The sequence below is a fragment of the Ruegeria sp. A5 genome (assembly GCF_056543005.1).
On the sequence record NZ_JBQGAV010000012.1, the window covers coordinates 26,882 to 46,162 of the forward strand.

Sequence of the window (19,281 nt, forward strand, 5' to 3'; positions counted from 1 at the left end):
ATTATTCCCATTTCTGACTAACCATATCTGGGGAGCCCGAGGCACCCGGCGAACATTGCGCTGAGGCGCAATTGTATTAAAATGCCCTACGGTTTGTTTGGTTAATGGTGAACAGAATGAAACGCGCGGCCGTTGTTCTTGCGCTAATACCAGCCGCGCTGATGGCGCAGGCAGAGACCGCCATCGAAGCGCATACTCATGGCGCGGGTCATATGGCAATTTCATTTGTTGAAACCGGATTTAGCCTGACGCTTGAAGTGCCAGGCGTAGATATTGTTGGGTTCGAGCACACTGCCGAGAACGAAGATGAGAGGGCGGATGTTGCCGTCGCAATCTCGGACCTTTCTAAACCGCTTGAGATCTTTGAGGTGCCGCCTGAAGCGGGGTGTGTGACTGCAACGGCCAATGTCGCGCTTGTTGGTGATGTCTTCGTTCAGGATGAGGGGCAAGTCAGCGATAATGCCGCGCATCACACCGAATTTCAGGCCGACTATCTGGTGCAGTGTCAGGAGCCGTCGTTAGTGACTTCAATCCAGTTCACCTATTTCGAACGGTTTGCGCGCGCCGAGCGCTTGTTTGTTGAGCTGACATCATCCTCGGCCACACAGAACCTTACGGTGGAACGCCAAACGCCACATTTGAAGGTGCCAAACTGAACCGGCGTGTGCCCGCAGTAGCAAAGCTTGACGGTCAACCAGACTGATCCCGGACCAATGCGGCCTGCAACGCGCGGTAGGAGTCCTTTGGCCTTCTTTCCAGCGTCTCGAAATCTACATCGACCAGCCCGAACCGTTTTTCATATCCCAGCGCCCACTCGTAATTGTCGAGAAGGGACCAGATGAAATATCCCTTGATCGGAACGCCGTGGTCCAGGGCATTACACACTTCGGCAAGATGCTGGTTCAAGTAGTCAATTCTGTCGGCGTCGTTTTGACGTTCTGCGCTCGCCATGCCATTTTCGGTCACGTAGATAGGCAGGTCCCCAGTATACTCTTGCGCGGTCCGGATCAGGAAACGGGACAGGGCTGCCGGATCAATTTCCCACCCCATTTGCGTTTTTGGCAAGGGGCCAGGGACGTCGGTGAAGGAAGGCCAAGACGTATCTGCGCGCGTTATCAACTTGCGCGTATAGTAATTGAGCCCACACCAATCGACAGGTGCAGCTATCGTGTCGAAATCATCCTGCCACTTGTCCGGCAGATGCGGCTCCAATCCTTCCAGAACATTTTGAGGGTAGGATTTCTTGAAAGCGCCGCCCAGGAAAAAGCGGTTGTAAATCCCGTCGTAAAGCGCCGCCGCAGTCTGTGCCTCATCGCTGTCGTCAGCAGGTTCCGCCCATTCAAGGTTGAACACTGCGCCAAGGTTCGACATGCCCAATCCGCGCATAGTTTCGATTGCGCGGCCATGGGCCAGCAATACATGATGCATCGCGCGCGCGGTTGCCCGGATGTCGCGCAAGCCGGGGGCATGTTGGCCTTCGAAATGGCTCAGCCAGCTTACGCACCAAGGCTCGTTGACAGGTGCGACGCTGAACATCCGATCGCCTATGCGGCCCATGATGATCTCGGTGAAGTCTGCAAACCAATTCGCGATATCCCGGTTTCGCCAACCGCCCAGATCGGCGAGTGGTGAAGGGAGTTCCCAGTGATACAGCGTTGCGCAGGGTTTGATGTCGCGTTCAAGCAGCGCATCGGTCAGGCGATCATAGAAATCCAAGCCTTGCTGATTGATCGGTCCGCGCCCTTCGGGCAGCACGCGCGCCCAACTGGTTGAAAACCGGTAACAGTCGAAGCCGGCGCCCCGGATCAGATCCAGATCCTGTTCGAACCGGTTATAGTGATCGCAGGCCAAATCTCCGTTTTCCGCATTGGCGACGTTACCTGGAGTTGCAGCGAAACTGTCCCAATGGGTCTTGCCTGCGCCCCCATTGGCGTGTCCCTCGATCTGATAGGCCGACGTCGCCACGCCAAACTGAAAATCTGGCGGGAAATCTGCGCGTTTGTACTTCATCTCACATCCTTTGTGGGGCTGGCCCCGTCGAGCTGCCGACGACAAGTTCAGCCTCCAGTAAGCGCGTTTTGGGTGGGTCATCCGGAGCGTTGATCCGCTCGATCAGCATTTCGGCAGCCACCTCGCCCGCGTGTCTGACCGACGAGCGCGTTGCGGTGAAAATTGGAACATCCATACCATTGCGCATGTATGACAACTCGTCATCATGAGCGATCACCGAGATATCGCGCCCCATTTTCAGGCCGCTTTCTTCCAGTGCGCGCCGGACTCCAACCGCAGAGATAATCGAAGAGGCCAAAATTCCTGTTGGCGGGTCGTCGAGCTTCAGCATGTCGCAGGCTGTCTGATGTCCATAAATCTCGGTCATCTCGGCGCTGCGCAGTAGGTTTGGATCAGGCGCGATCCCGGCTTCTTTGAGCGCCGACAGATAGCCGTTCCTCCGCCGACGCGCGAAATCCATTTCCTCGAGCCCGTTGATCAAGGCGATGCGCCGATGGCCCAGATCGATCAAAAACCGAGTAGCGCGTTCGAAAGAACGCTGGTTGTTCACATCGATCCAATCATAGGGCTCTTTGGCGTAGGTCGACCGGCCATGAACAATGAAGGGTACGCCGAGGCGCGATAACACCGAGATGCGCGGCTCTCGTACCTTGGGGCCTTGCAGGACCACGCCGTCTACGACGCCTCGATTGAACAGGCTGCGATAGGATTCTTCAATTGATGTGTCCGGCGCGTGCGTGAACATCATGTCATAATTGTTCGCCGCATAGGTTTTGGCTGCGCCTGCCACAAAATCTCCGAAAATCGGATTGACCATTTCGTGCCGGGACGAGGTGGGAATCACATGGCCGATGACCATAGACCGCCCTGTCGCCAGCCCCTTGGCGCGGCTGTTGGGGCGGTAACCATGCTTGTTCGCAGCAGCCTGAACCCGGATGCGCGTCCCTTCGCTGACCTCCGGGTAACCGTTCAGCGCGCGGCTGACGGTTGTTTGTGAAAGGCCGAGGATCTCAGAGAGTTGCTTTAGGTTCATTTTACTCAAAGCGCCTTCAAATTGATGCCCATTTGTTTTGTTGTGAAAACCTAGCTCAGTCAACATGTTTCGAGAGAATGTCTTAGAATGGCAGTTTTTTAGGTGTTAGTAGGCGAGATATTGACAGGGTCTGAATGTTAGCGGATAAAGTACGGCATCCAAAGCGCTTTGAAAACGAATCTCGTTTGCGCCGAAAATATTGGGAGGAGAACTCATGAGACACGCACTTTATTCGGGTGCGGCGGCGATCGCTCTGCTGGCCGGGTCGGTACAAGCACAAGATTTGGTCTTCGCGCCGGGCGAGGGGCCGTTCAACTGGGACAGCTATAATGCCTGGGCCGAAAGCGCCCCGGATCTGAGCGGTCAGACGGTCACGATTTTTGGTCCGTGGCTGACCCCGGAAGACGGTTACTTCAACAACATGATTGCCTATTTCGAAGAGGCGACTGGCGCAGATGTGATCTATACCGGTTCCGACAGTTTCGAGCAGCAGATCGTTATCGATGCCGAGGCAGGATCAGCCCCCAATATCGCGGTCTTCCCGCAGCCAGGACTGGCGGCGATCATGGCATCCAAAGGGCAGCTGACACCGCTGGGTGAAGATATGGCGGCCTGGGTTGGTGACAATTATGCGGCTGGCGATTCCTGGGTTGATCTTGGCACTTACAAAGACGCCGACGGCAATGACCAGATGTATGGCTTCTTCTACAATGTGAACGTCAAGTCTCTGGTCTGGTATAACCCGGAAAACTTCGAGGATGCCGGATACGAAGTGCCGACGAGCATGGAAGAACTGAAGGCCCTGACCGAGCAGATCGTCGCCGATGGCGAAACCCCGTGGTGCATTGGCCTGGGATCGGGTGCCGCCACCGGTTGGCCCGCGACCGACTGGGTTGAAGACATGATGCTGCGGACTCAGCCGCCCGAGGTTTACGACCAGTGGGTGACAAACGAGATCCCATTTGACGATCCGCGCGTTATCGCCGCAATCGAAGAGTTTGGCTGGTTCGCGCGTGATGACGCCAAGGTCTCGGGTGGGTCAGATGCTGTCGCCTCGACTGACTTCCGCGACAGCCCCAAAGGCATGTTCTCATCGCCGCCCCAGTGCTACATGCACCGTCAGGCGTCCTTTGTTCCGGCCTTCTTCCCCGAAGATGTCGAGTTCGGCCTGGATGCAGATTTCTTTTACATGCCGTCTTTCGCAGACAAGGACTTGGGTAACCCGGTTCTGGGTGGCGGTACTCTGATGGCGGTAAGCAATCCATCGGATGCGACCAGCGCGTTCATGGAGTTCCTCAAGCAGCCGATTGCACATGAAGTCATGATGGCACAAACCGGATTCCTGACCCCGCATAAGGGCGTGAACACCGAAGCCTATAAGGATGATACTCTGCGCGGTCTGGGTGACATTCTACTGGGTGCGACCACCTTCCGCTTCGACGGCTCGGACCTAATGCCGGGCGCCGTGGGTGCGGGTACGTTCTGGACCGGCATGGTTGACTATACTGGCGGGAAATCCGCCGAAGAAGTCACCGGCGAAATCCAGTCATCTTGGGACGCAATCAAGTAATCCGCTGAACCTTCGGGCAACCTTTCAATCAGGTTGCCCGAAACCCTAGCAAGGGAGAGGACGCCATGAATCCGGCAATTCAGGGCCTGCTAACAATCGTAATCGGTGTGTCGGGATGCGTGGGCTATTTCTACCTGTCCAACCAATTTCTGGATAAAGTCCTGTTCCCTGCGCGTGGACCGAACGCGGGTCGCAATATCAACCGCGCGAATATGATCCGGCCCTGGCTGTTTCTGCTTCCCGCGATCCTCGCCCTTGGGGTCTATCTTGCCTATCCGGTGTTTGAGACGCTGCGCCTGTCGCTGACTGATCGGGTCGCCGGTGGTGGATATGAATGGGCGGGTTTTGACAACTATACCCAGATGGTAGCCGAGCCGAAATTCTGGGAGGCGATGCGCAACAACATGCTTTGGCTGATTGTTGTACCTGCCATGTCCACCGCATTTGGCCTGCTCGTGGCGCAGCTAACGGATCGCATCCGCTGGGGTAACGTCGCCAAGTCGCTGATCTTCATGCCGATGGCGATTTCTTTCGTTGGCGCCTCGGTAATCTGGAAATTGGTCTATGATGCGCGTCCGGCCGATCAGGATCAGATCGGCGTCCTGAACGCGATCTACATCTTCTTTGGTGGAACCGAAACACACACCTGGCTGACCCTGCCTTTCTGGAACAATTTCTTCCTGATGATCGTGCTGGTCTGGATACAAACCGGCTTTGCCATGGTCATTCTGTCCGCCGCGCTGCGCGGCATCCCGGAAGAAACCATCGAGGCCGCCATTCTGGACGGGGCCAATCCGTTCCAGATTTTCTTCAAGATCAAAGTGCCGCAGATCAAAACCACGATCATGGTGGTCTGGACCACCATCACCATCGTGGTTCTCAAGGTCTTTGACATCGTATTTGCGATGACCAACGGCCAGTGGGAGACGCAGGTTCTGGCCAATTACATGTACGACAAGATGTTCCGCGCCAATGACTGGGGCGTGGGATCGGCATCGGCCATGGTGATCATGTTGCTGGTGACGCCGATCCTGATCTGGAACGTGCGCAATGCGCGCAAAGAAATGCAGTAGGAGGACGGGGTTATGAGCGATATTGCAGGAACCCGCCCAGCCCTAAGATGGGTCGTTCACGCCTCGGTCGTGCTGCTTGTGGTGCTTTGGGTTTTCCCAACACTCGGTTTGTTGATCTCGTCATTCAGAACAGCGGACCAGATTTCCAGCAGCGGCTGGTGGCGGGCGCTCTTCCCGTCGGAACAAAACCTGACTCTGCGCGCGGCGGCACCTGAAACGCAAGTTTTGCAGGATGGTCTCTATGTGATCGAAGGCAATATCTTCGATGGTGATCGGGCCTCGGACATTTCGCGATGGGGTGTGAATTCCCGTGCGATTGATGCCTTTGCTCCGGGCGAAACGGCTGAGCTTCGTCGTGGCGGGACGATCACGGTTCAGGCCAACGGTGACTATCGGATGGAAAACGCAGAAGAGTTTTCGGGCAAGCGCGGCCCTCGCGTGTTTGTGACGACTACTCTGCCGCCTGAATTCACCTTGGAAAACTATGCCCATGTTCTGTTCAACGAAAGCAGTTCCGACAGTATGGGCAAGGCGTTCTTCAATACCCTGACGGTGACGATCCCGGCGACGATTATCCCGATTCTTGTCGCAGCATTTGCGGCTTACGCGCTGGCATGGATGGATTTCCCGGGGCGTGCCCTGCTGATCGCTGCGGTGGTTGGCCTATTGGTGGTGCCATTGCAGCTGGCGCTGATCCCGTTGCTGAAACTGCATCTCAATATCGGGATCGGCAAAGGATACCTGGGGGTCTGGATGGCCCATACCGGGTTCGGGATGCCATTGGCGATCTACCTATTGCGTAACTACATGGCCGGGCTGCCTCGTGACCTGATTGAGAACGCCCGGGTAGATGGCGCAACCGAGTTTCAGATTTTTACCAAGTTGATCCTGCCGCTTAGCTTTCCGGCACTGGCATCCTTTGCGATCTTCCAGTTCCTTTGGACATGGAACGATCTGTTGGTTGCCAAAGTCTTCCTGATCGATGCTAGCGGCCAGACAACGGTAATGACCAACCGTATCGTCGAACTGCTGGGTACGCGGGGCGGTAACTGGGAAATCTTGGCCACGGCGGCGTTTGTCTCAATCGCGGTGCCGTTGGCAGTCTTCTTTGCAATGCAGAAATATCTGGTTCGCGGCTTGCTGGCCGGTTCCGTAAAATAAGGGCGTGTGATGAACGTGCAGACCAACGCGACAGCATTCGAAAAAACCAAGTCGGCGTCAGATTGGTGGCGGGGCGGGGTGATCTATCAGATCTATCCGCGCAGCTTTCAGGACAGCAACGGTGACGGGATCGGAGACTTAAAGGGTATCACCCAGCGGTTAGGCTACATCGCCTCGCTGGGGGTTGATGCAATCTGGATTTCGCCGTTCTTCAAATCTCCGATGAAGGATTTCGGTTATGATGTCAGCGACTATCGCGATGTCGATCCGATGTTCGGCACCATGGGAGATTTGAAAGAGCTACTGGATCAAGCCCATGCGCATGGGTTGAAGGTGATGATCGATCTGGTGCTATCCCACACCTCAGATCAGCATCCATGGTTCAACGAAAGCCGCGCCAGCCGCGAGAACCCGAAATCCGATTGGTATGTCTGGGCTGATCCCAAACCCGACGGGACACCTCCGAATAACTGGCTTTCGATCTTTGGCGGCTCGGCGTGGCAGTGGGATGCGCGGCGGTTGCAGTATTATCTGCACAACTTCCTGACCTCGCAGCCGGATTTGAACTTCCACTGCAAGGAAGTTCAGGATGCGCTGCTGGATGTGGCGCGCTTCTGGCTGGATATGGGGGTCGACGGGTTCCGTCTGGACACCATCAATTTCTATTTCCACGACGCCCAGCTGCGTGACAATCCCGGCCTGCCGATGGATCAGAGGAACTCATCAATTGCGCCGATGGTGAACCCGTATAACCATCAGGATCACCTCTATTCCAAAAGTCAGCCCGAGAATATCGCCTTCCTGGAAATGCTGCGCTCCCTGACTGACGAATACGAGGGCCGCGCCTGTCTGGGTGAGGTCGGCGACGCGCAGCGCGGGCTTGAGATTATGGGCGAATACACCAGCGGCGATAAACGGATGCACATGTGTTATGCTTTCGAGTTCCTCGAAAAGCGGGCTTTGACGGCAGCTTACGCAAAGCAGGTTTTTGACCAGCTTGAGGACAAGGCGGGTGATGCATGGCCATGCTGGGCCTTCTCAAACCACGACGTGCAACGCCATGCTTCGCGTTGGGGGTTGGACGATGCAGCTGTCCGGCAGCACGCCGTTCTCATGATGTGCCTGCGTGGCTCAGCCTGTCTTTATCAGGGTGAGGAACTGGGCCTGCCCGAGGCAGATGTTGCGTTCGAAGATTTGCAAGACCCCTATGGCATTGAATTCTGGCCTGAATTCAAAGGTCGCGATGGCTGCCGTACTCCGATGGTCTGGGCCGCACAGGACGAACAATCCGGGTTCAGCACGAGCCGTCCCTGGTTGCCAGTCAGCGCTGCGCAGGCCGAGCGGGCGGTGGATCGGTTGGAAAAAGATCCAGCGTCGATGCTGCACCACTACCGCCATGCGATTGCATTGCGTCATGCGCATTCAGCGCTGATGTCCGGCGCGCAGACAGGGATGTCACAAATCGGTTCGGTATTGACCTTCACCCGAGAGGATGAAGCCGAGCAGGTCTTCTGCGCCTTCAATCTGGGTGACTGTTCGGTTGGCGTGACCCTGCCAGAAGGTGACTGGCAAGTGATCGGGGAGGAGTTGGGCGGCGTTCGCGGGGAAAGCAACGTGACGCTGGATGCCGCTCAATTCTGTCTATTGGCTCGGGAAAAGAGGTAAACCATGTCGGAACTCAAGCTTACGGATGTGGCCAAATCCTATGGTCCTGTCGATGTTCTGAAACATATCGATCTCGAGATCGAGCAAGGCGAACTGATTGTCTTTGTCGGTCCGTCAGGTTGCGGAAAATCCACTTTGCTGAGGATGATCGCGGGCCTTGAAAAGATCACTGGCGGTACGCTTGAGATCGAAGGGCAGGTGGTGAACGATGTGCCACCTGCGCAACGCGGCATCGCGATGGTGTTCCAGTCCTATGCGCTTTACCCGCATATGACGGTGCGCGAAAACATGGCCTTCGCGCTCAAGATCGCGAAGATGCCGAGCGCTGAGGTTGATGCCGCCGTGGAGCGCGCGGCCCAGATTCTACAGCTTGAACCCCTGCTGGATCGCCTGCCCAAGGCATTGTCTGGTGGACAACGCCAGCGCGTTGCCATCGGTCGTGCCATCGTGCGCGACCCCAAAGTATATTTGTTCGACGAGCCGCTTTCGAACCTCGACGCTGCCCTGCGCGTGGCGACGCGGATCGAGATTGCACGCCTGAAAGAGGCGATGCCCGACAGCACGATGATTTACGTCACCCACGATCAGGTCGAGGCGATGACACTCGCCAGCCGCATTGTGGTTTTGGCCAATAAGGGAGTTGCGCAGGTTGGCACGCCGCTGGAACTCTATGAGACGCCAGATAACGAGTTTGTCGCGCAGTTCATCGGCTCACCAGCAATGAACCTGCTGCCCGGGACCATTACCGCGACAGGAGAGACAACAACCGTCACGCTGGATGATGGCGGCGTGGCAATCTCATCAATCCCGACGGATGCCGCTGACGAAGGCAAAAAGGTCAATATCGGTGTCCGGCCTGAGGACTTAAATATCACTGATGGAACACCAATTTATTCCGGCTTGGTGGATTTCACCGAAGCTTTGGGTGAGGTCACGCTGCTTTACTTTGCGGTCCCGGATGGACGGGAGGCCGTGATTGCAAAACTACCTGGTGTTCAGCGCAATCTGCGAGGAAAAACCGTCTCGGTCACGGCGGCACCCGAAAAGGTGCATCTGTTCCACAACGGCCAGTCGATGAGGCGCTAGTCGAGCTTCGCAAGGAAGGTGGAAACTTTTTCCAGCCCTTCGCGAATGATCGACGGAGTATTGGCGTAACCGATCCGAACACAGCCTTCGAGACCCAAGGCAGAGCCCGGCGTGAACATCACGCCGGTTTCCCGCAGCAGTTTCACACAGAACTCGCGCGAGGGCATGTCGACATCGTAATGCAAAAGTGCAGTTGTTCCTGCTTTGGGTTTGACCCAGCTGATTTTGGGCTCGCTTTCGACCCATTCTTCCAGCATGGCGAGGTTGCCGCGCGTAATGGCGTGGCTGCGCGCCAGAACCTTGTCGTGGTTTTCCAGCGCAAGCGCCGCGAAATGGTCGTCGATCATGCCGACCGAGATCGTGTCATAGTCCCGATGGATCGAAACCGCTTCGATCAGTTCTGGGTTGGCCGCAATCCAACCCAGTCGCAGCCCTGCCAGCGAAAACGCCTTGGACATGCCCGCGGTTGAAATGCCTTTCTCATAAAGATCTGCAACCGCATCCGTCATGCCCGAACCTTCTTGCCCGGTACCGCGATAGACTTCATCACACAGCAACCATGCTCCAGCGGAGCGTGCGATTTCGACGATCTCAAGCAGGAACGCGCGATCCATCATCGCACCGGTTGGGTTGTTGGGGTTGTTGATTGCAATCAGTTTGGTGCTCGGAGTTACGGCGGCGCGCAGCTCCTCAAGATCGGGCAAATAAGCCTTCTCGGCCCGTAAATGGATCTGCGTCACCTCCGCGCCGATGCTGGCCGGGATGGAATAGTGTTGCTGATAGGTGGGCACGACGGCCACCACCTTGTCGCCGCGCTCGACCAGCGTTTTGTGGACCAGCATGTTGGCACCGATGGTGCCATGGGTGACGATGACATTCTCACGCTTTTGCTGGTCATATAGGCTACAAATCGCATCGCGCAGCCGGTCCGAGCCCCGGATCGCGCCATAGGTCATTTTCATCCCCAGCAATTCAGACAGATCATCCGAGTTTTTGCCGGAAAGCTTCAAAAGCTCGGCGATACTCAGGCTCTCGACGCAAGTCTCTGCAAGGTTATAGGCGCAGCGGGTTTCCCATTCATCCATCCAAATTTCGACGCCAAAGGGTTCGATCTTCATCGCGCTATCCTGTTCGACTAAGCCATCGCGCATCGTTCCCATGGCGATGCGGCAAGGTCAACCTCGGCAGATGACCGTCATCGAACTTGCACAAGAGGCGCGTATCGTTACCGGTAGATCGCCACAGGATCACCCAACGCATCTTCATCTGGGTGAACGCCAAGGCCGGGTGTTTCGGGTAGATGCAGGTGGCCGTCCACATTTCTCGGTCCACGCCCACCGGCGATATCGACGGTGATCATGTCCTGACAGGCCCAGACAGCATGGCAATTCGCATCCGGAATTGTCGCCGCCAGATGCAGCGCTTCGGTATCCGCCAGCACAGAACCACCGGTTGCCATTACAAACATGTCAATCCCATGCGCCAGCGCGACATCGCGCATTCGGGCCGCTTTGGTCAGCCCGCCGACCCGGTTGAGCTTGATGCCGAATATTTCGGCAATGCCATCGCGGGCTATGCGCGTCGCGTCCTGAAGGGTAACAAGGCTTTCATCAACCGAAACAGGCGAAGCATGTTTGCCTGAGATCGCGGCAATGTCATCCAGTGTTTCGCACGGCTGTTCGATCATGACATTGAGGTCTTCGACCGCACTCATCACGCGTAATGCCTGCTGCCGCGACCAGCCGCGATTGACGTCATAGAGGACGATGTCTTCGGGATTGCGCAGGCTTTCCATGTCACGGATTCGGGCGATATCACGGGCCACATCGCCGCCGATTTTGACGGAATGGGCGATATAGCCGCGCTGCCGGTATCGTTCGATGACGGCGCGGGTTTCTTCAATTGTCTTGGCTCCTACGGAGGATGCGATTGGGCGCGGCGTACGCGACCCTCCCCCCATCAGATCAGCAATCGGAAGACCAGCAACCTGACCGGCTATGTCCCAGCACGCCATGTCAATCGGGCTTTTGGCGTAGAAATGTCCGGGTAGGGCCTGATCCATCGCGCGTTCAACATCCAGAACTCGCCGCGGGTCGAGGCCAAGAACAAACGGTGCCATCGTCTCGATCCCGGCCCGTATGCCGGGGCCGTGGGCGGGTACATAGGTATGCCCCCAGGGCGTGCCTTCGCCCCAACCAACAAGCCCTTTGTCGGTTTCAATCTTGACCAGCGTCGCATCCAGCTTCTCAAACTTCAATCGCCCGCCTGACAGCCAGTATGGATGCTCCAATGGCAGGTCGATTTGAAAGACAGAAATCCCGGTAATTTTCATTTTGGTTTCACCTCGACGCAGTATGTCATGCGGCATCCATCCGAGGCAGTTCATCCATTCCATCGCCCCGCCATAAGACAAAGGTCAGGATTGAATGATCGCTTGTCGTCATGGCGTGGCTTTGCCAACTTTCATGCTGGCGGGTCTGGCCCGGCCCGACAAGCTGTGCATTCCCTTCAACCTTAAAACAGGCTTTTCCAGCGAGCGTCAGGTATAGCTCTTCAGCCTGATGGCTGTGCCAGTCATACTGCAGACCTGCGCCCCAATAGGCGACATAACCGCGTAGTTGGGTCGAATGGAAATGCCCGCTGGGTCCGAACAGTTCGTAATACCCGTATCGAGACAAGAAATCCGCACCGACTTCGGATTCGGAATAGGTCAGTTTCCAGTGCGCTTGCTCAGCAGTTGCTGCAATAGCCGTAACCAATGCCTGTGTTTCGGGCGTACCGTTCAGACCAAATTTGCTGACAAGCCGGGTTGCCGGAATCTGTGCGGGCTGTAAGTCCGTTCTGGATAAATCTGTTGGCCAACCCCCAAAACCCGCCAAATCCGGGTGGTTCTGATGCAATCGCCTGGCGGCCATTAAAACATCATCCAACGTCATGGGATCACCACGATGTTTCCGGTGTGTTTCTTCGCGATGAAGGCGGTTTGTGCCTCATGCAATTGGCTCAGAGGGTAGGTTGCGGCCAGGGCCGGTTTTACTTCGCCCGCTTCGATATAACGTACAAGATTTTGCATTACTTCGGGGTCGATGACAGTCGAGCCTGTAAAGGTCAGATCGCGCAAGTAGAACGTCCGCAAATCGAACTCGACCATAGGTCCCGCGATGGCGCCCGAGCAGGTATAGCGTCCGCCGCGTTCAAGAATGCTGATAAGCTGCGGCCAGTATGACCCGCCCACCACGTCGGCAACGACCGTGATCTTTTCGTCTCCCAACGATTTGCGCAAATCATCGGGGGCGCGGGACAGGATGACATCTGGACCCAACAGGGCCACGTCGTCGTGCTTAGCCTCCGACGCCATCGCGATGACCCGCGCATTTCGGCGCTTGGCCAGTTGAACCAGAGCGCCACCGACGCCGCCAGATGCGCCCGGAACAAGAACAGTGTCAGCCGCGGTGACCTTGGCGCGGGTCAGCATGCCTTCGGCGGTTGAGTAGGAACAGGAGAAGGTTGCCAGCTCAGCATCCGAAAGTGTTGATTGGATGGCTATCGCATTGACGGCCGGGATCGTTGTGTATTCGGCAAAGCCGCCATCTCGCTCTGATCCGAAGTAGCCGGTTTTGTCCTTGTTTACCGGATCGGTCGGATCGCGCAACCAGCAATCGGTTATCACACGCTCGCCCAAGCGGTTTGGATCCACGTCGTCCCCGACTCCAACGATCTGCCCACAGACATCCGCCCCTTGAATGCGCGGAAAGGCCAGTGGCGCTCCGCCCCAGGTTGGGTCATCAGTGCCGACCTCTTCAAACGCGCCACCGGTGGTCGCATCGCTGACTGTTTTAGAATACCAGCCGGACCTAGTGTTTACGTCGGTATTGTTCAGGCCACAGGCACCAACCTTGATCAGAACTTCGCCCGGTTTGGGAGTGGGGCAGGGCCAGTTTTCGTGCCAGACCATCTGATCCAGATCACCGTGCCCCATGGTGACCATCGCCTTCATTGTCTCGGATTGGGCCATGCGGCAAACTCCGTCGATGCATTTACGGTGACCTCAATCAAATGCGGGAGTGAGCTGAAATACATCGGTCCGGCCCCCTGAGTCGATTTGGTCTCGACACCGTATGCAAACAAAAGTACCATCGTCAATCATGAATGGGACAGATGTATCAAATTTAGTTTTGGAACGGCTGGCGGAAGAACTGTCTCAGTTGACACCCGAGGCACGCAAGGCTGCGACCTATGTGCTTGAGAACCCGCGCGACGTGGGCGTATCGACTGTACGCGAAATTGCTGAAGCCGCCAATGTGAAACCCAATACCATTGTCAGAATGGCGCGGCAGGTGGGGTTCGAAGGCTACGAAGATTTCCGGGTTCCCTTCCGCGAGGCGATCCGGCGCGGGCAGGCCGATTTCCCGGAGCGCGCGCGTTGGCTGCAGGATATTCGTAAGTCCGGCAATATGGGCGGGCTTTATGCGGATATGGTTCAGGACGCCCTGCGCAATGTCGAGGAGACGTTTGCCAATATCTCGTCCGAACAGCTGAAAGCTGCCGCTGAAGATATCTGGAATTCGCGTAACGTGTTCGTGCTGGGCGTTGGTGTGAACAATTCGAATGCGCGAAACTTTGTTTATCTGGCCTCGACGGGCATGGTGCAGTTTCATGCTATCCCGCGCGCCGGATCAAATCCGATTGACGATCTGGCATGGGCGGACAAACGCGATGTACTAATTGCGATGACCTGCAAACCTTATCGGAATGAAGTGGTCGAGGCGGTGCAAGTTGCCCGAGAGCAGGGCATGACGGTGGTCGGTCTTTCTGACAGCCCAGCCAGCCCTGTTCTGCGCAATGCACAACACGGGTTCGTCATCTCGGCGGATACGCCGCAATTCTTCCCGTCATCAGTAAGTACTATCGCATTGCTCGAAACGCTTTTGTCCTTCGTCATTGCAGTGGCCAGCGACGAGATCGTCGAAAGAGTGGCGACCTTTCACAAGCGTCGCCATCAGCTAGGCCTATATCACGCGGAAGAGCCCTGATTGGATCAGGCCAATCCGCATTGGCCATTCAGCCACGCACCAGGTAACCTCCATCCACATCCAGCACAGCGCCTGTGAGATAGCCATTTGTCATTGCCATTATCACAGCTTGGGCGATGTCCTCTGCCTCACCAATGCGTCCGACGGGCAGGCTGTTACCAACCTGAGCGAACATGGCCTCGCGAGCCTCATTCGACATTGCCGCGTAAGCCTCGGTCGCAACCATTCCAGGGCTGATGCAGTTCACACGCGCACGGTTTGATAGCTCCAATGCCAACCCCTTGGACAGGGCTTCGACCGCCGCGTTCACGGCCCCAAGACCCGTTGCACCGGCAGAGGGTCGGCGGCTGAGGACGCCAGAAAAGAAGGTGATGGAGCCGCCTTCAGTCAAGACAGGCAAGACTTCACGCGCCGCCACATAGGGCCCGATAAATTTAGCCTCGAACATCGCGCGCAGGTCAGTGGTTGGCAATTCGGCGAAGGCCCCACGCGCTGCGCTTGAGGCAGAGATGACCAGATGATCTACTTTTTCAAGGCCGCTGGCCCAGGACTTCATGCCAGTTTCGTTGGTGGTATCGACCGGTGCGATCTGAACTCCGCCTCCGATGTCTGCCGCTGCTGCCTCCAGCTTGGCGAGACTCCGGCTGGCGATGGTAACTTTCGCACCGAGCGCCACCGCCAGCTTTGCGGTGGCCTTACCCATGCCGCTGCTGCCGCCAATGATAACAACGTGTTTGCCGATGAGGGCCGTTTCGAAAACCGAGTTCATTGCTTTGGTTCCTTGCATGTCGTGTCTGTTAAATGAGTCAATCGATGCTGAGCACCAACTTGCCGGTGGTTTCGCCCGCCTCTAGGCGGCGATGCGCTTCCGTAGCCTTGGCGATTGGGTATGTGGTGATCTGAGGACGCAGAATGCCAGTTTCCAACAGCTTGAATACCTTGGTCATGTCCGCGCCGAATGCAGTTGGTCGGTTGGAAAAATACGTGTAAATGTCGCTGACCCGCACTGAGACAGATTTCTGGAAGTGTTTCGCCAGATCCTCGGCAAAATCGCCAGCTGGCGGCCCGGCAAGGAATCCGAAGAGCACAGCCGTTCCAAGGGGAGCCAGCGCATCAAGGTCTGATTTCAAGGAGTCACCGGAAACCGGATTCAACGTCAGATCAACACCGCGCCCACTTGTGATCTCTGACACCAGCGTGGCCACGTCCTGAGTACGATAGTCGATGACAAAATCTGCTCCTTGCGCCTGGGCGTATCCGACCTTTTCAGTGCTGACCGAAGCGATCACAGTCATGCCCAGATGCTTGGCGATGTGGAGGGCCATCGTGCCCACTCCGCCTGCAGCCGCATGCACCAGTACGGATCTTCCGGCCGCCGCACCGCCCAGATTGACCAGCATGTGATAGGCCGTCATTGCGTTGACAGGGATTGCTGCTGCGGTTTCAAAGGCGATGGTATCGGCAATTTTGGTTACATAAGGTGCACCTATTACGGAATGCGTACCATAGCCGCCCGCACCAATCGGCCCCATCCATGCGACGCGATCACCCACGGCGAAACCAACGGCATCTTTGCCCGTCGCTTCGACGATTCCGGCACCTTCAACGCCGGGTACATGGGGCAGGTCTGGCATCATGCCCTCTGGCATTTCGCCACGGCGAATAATCGTATCGATAAAATTTACCGCCCCGGCATGATTACGGATCAGGATTTCTCTGGCACCGGGCTGTGCGACAGCTTGGTCAACGCTTCGCAGAACTTCGGGCCCGCCAGTTTGGGTGATTTCTATCGCGTACGGCATCATGCATCTCCTTTTGTTTCGCAGAAGATAGCGATGACGCCATTTCGTGATAATAGTTGAATCTAGAAGGTATTATCTCATAAATAGAATTATGATCTACAACGACCTTGGCCTGTTTACTGTTGTCGCCCACCATCTCAGCTTTTCCAAAGCTGCAGATCGGCTGGGTATTCCGCTTAGCAGGATTAGTCGCAGGATTGCCATGTTAGAGGATCATCTGGGCGCTAAGCTATTCGAGCGCACGACAAGGCAGGTGCGCCTGACCGAAGAGGGGCGCCGTCTTCTGGATCGTTGTCAGGATCCGATTGAAGCGCTTCAGCGTGTTGCGGGTTTTACCGATGACACGCGGCACCACACGATCCGCATTACGGCCCCACCCTTGGCAGCTCGTACAACGATTGGGCCAAAGCTGGTGGATTTCGCCGAACAAAATCCTCAGGTCCAGCTTGAACTGACGACGACTAACATCATGCTGGATTTTTTCGCGGACAATATCGACCTCGCCTTTCGGGTCGGTCCGCTTGCGGACTCCGGTCTTGTTGCCAAGCGGTTATGGTCAGTTCCATATTGTTTTTGCGCAGGGCAGGGCTTCATTCGAGAGCACGGGCTTTCAGGTCCTTTAATGCGACCGAAGTTCCAGACTCTTCCTGCGCTGATGGCGGGTCAACCTTGGGTACTGGAAACGGGAGAGACGGTGAATCCAGCCCACATAGCCCATAATATTGGCGACCTTGATGTCATAGCACAGGCCGCTCGTCGTAATCTGGGGATAGCGATGTTGCCTAAGGATATGGTGGAGGGCGATCTGCGACGACTGGAAGTTGAGAATACTGTCCCGCTGACTCGAGACATGTATGCGGTTTATCCCAGCCGTCGCCTGTTGCCCGAGCGTGTCAGGAAACTGATCGATTTCATGGCGCCGAGATAAATCCTACCAATCAATTTGCACCCCATCCCGAAAGAAACCACCTGTTGGACCGTTCACGGGCAGTGTTGCAGCCCACACGACGCCCTTGGCCCCTTCGGACACCGGGCGACCACCCCCGCCCATGTCAGTGGCGACCCAGCCGGGGCACACTGCGTTGACAAGGATGCCTTCGGGTTTCAAATCAGCCGCAGTCTTGATGGTCAGCGCATTGAGCGCTGTTTTCGAGATGCCATATCCAGGAGTGCTGGATGACATGCCTGTCAGCGCTCCTGAGCCGGAATACACGTTTACAATCCGGGCATCATGACCATTTTGAAGTAAAGGAACGGCCGAAATGGTTGTTGCCCAGGCTCCGAAGAAGTTGGTCTCGAAAGCACGGCGCACGCGCACCAGGTCGGCGCTGAGCGTGTGCTGATCCGTGTCGTAGTCAACGCCTGCATTGTTTACCAGTATGTCGAGATATCCGTATTCGGAGTTGATCTTATCAAAGGCAGCGTTGACCGAGCTCTGATCGGACACGTCTAGTTGCAAGGCCTTAGCTCCATGCCCAATCTCTTCGGCCGTGGCTTGTCCCTTTTGCGGGTCGCGCGATGCTACCAAAACAAATAATCCATGATCGCGGGCCAGTTGTAGGGCGACTTCTTTACCGATGCCTCGATTGGCTCCGGTCACAAGTGCGATACGTTGTTCGGTCATGAGGTTTCCTTTGAATTTTAGTCAGTTAACCGAAAGCAAAGCCTAATAGTGAGATTGCCAACATCGCTCTGGCAAGGCAACCGGCGCGCAACGATGCGGCGTTAACTGATGTCAGTTGGCCCCGGCCCCGCGTTCACCAGCGAGGGCGACGAGACCACGGTCGCCGGTTTCCCAAAGAGCGGTCATTGTCATCGCTGTTACAACCCAGCGGTCATCTGTTTTTTCCAACGCATAGTCATAGCGGCCGCCCAAAACCCATAGGTCATCGTCAAGACGGTGGGTGGCGGTGAAATCAGCCTGCGCTGTTGCGGCGGTTTCTGAAACTGAGGTGATTGCGTGGTTGGTCACCATGTGATGCGTGCTGTCGAACCCCGGCAAGAAGGCGGCCCAGCCCGCAACAAGTTCATCGGCGGGTTGGGTTGCCGGGTCTCCACCCCAAAGGCTCGTGTAGTCAATGGTGACGTGATCGGCGAAGGCATCCCTTACACGGGTCCAATCATGCCGGTCTGCGCCTGCAGCGATATCCGTTAGGGTGCGGGTGATGTCGGTTTGATCGGCCAATGCAGGGCCTCCAATCATTGTTATGGCGGTGAGCATGGCGATGAGGGATCGTTTCATATCCGGGTCCTTTGTCAGAGTTGGACAAAGCAACGTACGTTGCTGCGCCTACTTCATTCATTAGCCAGGCGTTCAGGCACGGGCGCTAAGGTGTATTGCGACCAAAAAAACGTATTCGCCGCATCCTGATCGGCACTGAGATTGGTGGCCTCGACGATCTTGCCGTTCTCGATCCGGTAAACCAGAGCCCAGATGGTATCGACATTCGGCTGACCTTCGGCGTTGGACCAGCCTCGGTGAATATCTACAACATGGGTTTCATCCGCGCCAAAGTAGATCGGGTCAGCCTGAAACCCAGCTGCGCCCAATTGGGCGAAGAAGGCCAAAACTTCATCCCGACCGTTTTTGGTGCCGCTCAGCGGATGGCGGCCGGGAATGTGCCATTGTACGTCCTCGTCCATGACAGCGGCGATTCCATCAAGGTCGTTCGAGCCGTAAGCCGCAAAAAAGTTCTGAACCACTTTCATATTGTCTTCGGGGGTATCGGCCATTGCGTTGCCTCCCATAACGGTCGCGACCGCGAGTGCTAGTTGAAGTTTTCGGTTCATCGGGGTCTCCAAGGCAATGAGGCGTCGGATAGCGAGGTCCGACGCCTGATCAGCAGGA

The 19,281-nt window shown here is 56.3% G+C and carries 19 protein-coding genes; 8 read left to right on the forward strand and 11 right to left on the reverse strand.

Annotated features, from left to right (window positions below; genetic code table 11):
* Window positions 1-116 precede the first annotated feature (116 nt).
* Complete coding sequence (locus tag ACR0AY_RS19760) at window positions 117-656, forward strand: ZrgA family zinc uptake protein (protein ID WP_170513516.1); 540 nt, start codon at window positions 117-119, stop codon at window positions 654-656.
* 34 nt (window positions 657-690) lie between these two features.
* Here the strand turns inward: ACR0AY_RS19760 and ACR0AY_RS19765 are convergent, their stop codons facing one another.
* Together ACR0AY_RS19765 and ACR0AY_RS19770 are read right to left on the reverse strand one after the other, a co-directional pair.
* Window positions 691-2,010 carry a GH1 family beta-glucosidase gene (locus ACR0AY_RS19765; protein WP_170513519.1) on the reverse strand — a complete coding sequence of 440 codons (1,320 nt, stop codon included), beginning with the start codon at window positions 2,008-2,010 and terminating at the stop codon, window positions 691-693.
* Between the two features lies 1 nt (window position 2,011).
* Window positions 2,012-3,043 carry a substrate-binding domain-containing protein gene (locus tag ACR0AY_RS19770; RefSeq protein ID WP_170512845.1) on the reverse strand — a complete coding sequence of 344 codons (1,032 nt, stop codon included), beginning with the start codon at window positions 3,041-3,043 and terminating at the stop codon, window positions 2,012-2,014.
* A 214-nt stretch (window positions 3,044-3,257) separates the two neighbouring features.
* On the opposite strand from ACR0AY_RS19770, the gene ACR0AY_RS19775 reads away from it, so the two are divergent.
* From ACR0AY_RS19775 to ACR0AY_RS19795, 5 genes are all read left to right on the forward strand, one after another.
* Window positions 3,258-4,613, forward strand: coding sequence for an ABC transporter substrate-binding protein (locus ACR0AY_RS19775; RefSeq protein ID WP_170512843.1), 1,356 nt, complete (start codon window positions 3,258-3,260; stop codon window positions 4,611-4,613).
* A 65-nt stretch (window positions 4,614-4,678) separates the two neighbouring features.
* Window positions 4,679-5,686: a carbohydrate ABC transporter permease gene (locus ACR0AY_RS19780; RefSeq protein ID WP_170402173.1), complete on the forward strand. Its 1,008-nt coding sequence runs from the start codon at window positions 4,679-4,681 to the stop codon at window positions 5,684-5,686.
* A 12-nt stretch (window positions 5,687-5,698) separates the two neighbouring features.
* Window positions 5,699-6,847, forward strand: coding sequence for a carbohydrate ABC transporter permease (locus tag ACR0AY_RS19785; protein ID WP_170392558.1), 1,149 nt, complete (start codon window positions 5,699-5,701; stop codon window positions 6,845-6,847).
* Window positions 6,848-6,856: 9 nt separating this feature from the next.
* Window positions 6,857-8,512 (forward strand): alpha-amylase family glycosyl hydrolase, encoded by a 1,656-nt coding sequence (locus tag ACR0AY_RS19790; protein ID WP_480454522.1) that lies wholly within the window; start codon window positions 6,857-6,859, stop codon window positions 8,510-8,512.
* A 3-nt stretch (window positions 8,513-8,515) separates the two neighbouring features.
* On the forward strand, window positions 8,516-9,598 hold the full coding sequence (locus tag ACR0AY_RS19795) for a sn-glycerol-3-phosphate ABC transporter ATP-binding protein UgpC (RefSeq protein ID WP_170392556.1): 1,083 nt from the start codon (window positions 8,516-8,518) through the stop codon (window positions 9,596-9,598).
* On the opposite strand, the gene ACR0AY_RS19800 is transcribed toward ACR0AY_RS19795, so the two are convergent.
* From ACR0AY_RS19800 to ACR0AY_RS19815, 4 genes are all read right to left on the reverse strand, one after another.
* Window positions 9,595-10,716, reverse strand: a complete 1,122-nt coding sequence (locus tag ACR0AY_RS19800) for an aminotransferase (protein ID WP_170513527.1) — start codon at window positions 10,714-10,716, stop codon at window positions 9,595-9,597. The genes ACR0AY_RS19795 and ACR0AY_RS19800 overlap by 4 nt on opposite strands.
* A gap of 107 nt (window positions 10,717-10,823) precedes the next feature.
* Entirely contained in the window at window positions 10,824-11,930 is a 1,107-nt protein-coding gene (locus ACR0AY_RS19805; RefSeq protein WP_170513530.1) for an enolase C-terminal domain-like protein, read from the reverse strand.
* A gap of 25 nt (window positions 11,931-11,955) precedes the next feature.
* A complete protein-coding gene (locus ACR0AY_RS19810) occupies window positions 11,956-12,534 on the reverse strand; it encodes a dimethylsulfonioproprionate lyase family protein (protein WP_170513533.1) in 579 nt (192 codons plus the stop codon).
* Window positions 12,531-13,613, reverse strand: a complete 1,083-nt coding sequence (locus ACR0AY_RS19815; RefSeq protein ID WP_480454523.1) for an alcohol dehydrogenase family protein — start codon at window positions 13,611-13,613, stop codon at window positions 12,531-12,533. Before ACR0AY_RS19815 ends, ACR0AY_RS19810 begins: the two co-directional genes overlap by 4 nt.
* Window positions 13,614-13,743: 130 nt before the next feature.
* On the opposite strand from ACR0AY_RS19815, the gene ACR0AY_RS19820 reads away from it, so the two are divergent.
* Window positions 13,744-14,631, forward strand: coding sequence for a MurR/RpiR family transcriptional regulator (locus tag ACR0AY_RS19820; protein ID WP_170392553.1), 888 nt, complete (start codon window positions 13,744-13,746; stop codon window positions 14,629-14,631).
* A 28-nt stretch (window positions 14,632-14,659) separates the two neighbouring features.
* On the opposite strand, the gene ACR0AY_RS19825 is transcribed toward ACR0AY_RS19820, so the two are convergent.
* A complete protein-coding gene (locus ACR0AY_RS19825) occupies window positions 14,660-15,400 on the reverse strand; it encodes an SDR family oxidoreductase (protein WP_170513536.1) in 741 nt (246 codons plus the stop codon).
* A gap of 37 nt (window positions 15,401-15,437) precedes the next feature.
* The gene (locus tag ACR0AY_RS19830; RefSeq protein WP_170513539.1) at window positions 15,438-16,433 is read right to left on the reverse strand and encodes a zinc-binding dehydrogenase; all 996 of its coding nucleotides are present in this window, start codon (window positions 16,431-16,433) and stop codon (window positions 15,438-15,440) included.
* Between the two features lie 91 nt (window positions 16,434-16,524).
* Between ACR0AY_RS19830 and ACR0AY_RS19835 the strand changes: the two genes are divergently transcribed.
* Window positions 16,525-17,361 (forward strand): LysR family transcriptional regulator, encoded by an 837-nt coding sequence (locus tag ACR0AY_RS19835; RefSeq protein WP_170513542.1) that lies wholly within the window; start codon window positions 16,525-16,527, stop codon window positions 17,359-17,361.
* 3 nt (window positions 17,362-17,364) lie between these two features.
* Here ACR0AY_RS19835 and ACR0AY_RS19840 read toward each other — a convergent pair whose 3' ends face one another.
* From ACR0AY_RS19840 to ACR0AY_RS19850, 3 genes are all read right to left on the reverse strand, one after another.
* On the reverse strand, window positions 17,365-18,057 hold the full coding sequence (locus ACR0AY_RS19840) for an SDR family NAD(P)-dependent oxidoreductase (protein WP_170513545.1): 693 nt from the start codon (window positions 18,055-18,057) through the stop codon (window positions 17,365-17,367).
* Between the two features lie 111 nt (window positions 18,058-18,168).
* Entirely contained in the window at window positions 18,169-18,675 is a 507-nt protein-coding gene (locus ACR0AY_RS19845) for a nuclear transport factor 2 family protein (RefSeq protein WP_170513548.1), read from the reverse strand.
* Between the two features lie 53 nt (window positions 18,676-18,728).
* Complete coding sequence (locus ACR0AY_RS19850) at window positions 18,729-19,223, reverse strand: nuclear transport factor 2 family protein (RefSeq protein ID WP_480454524.1); 495 nt, start codon at window positions 19,221-19,223, stop codon at window positions 18,729-18,731.
* Window positions 19,224-19,281: the final 58 nt, after the last annotated feature.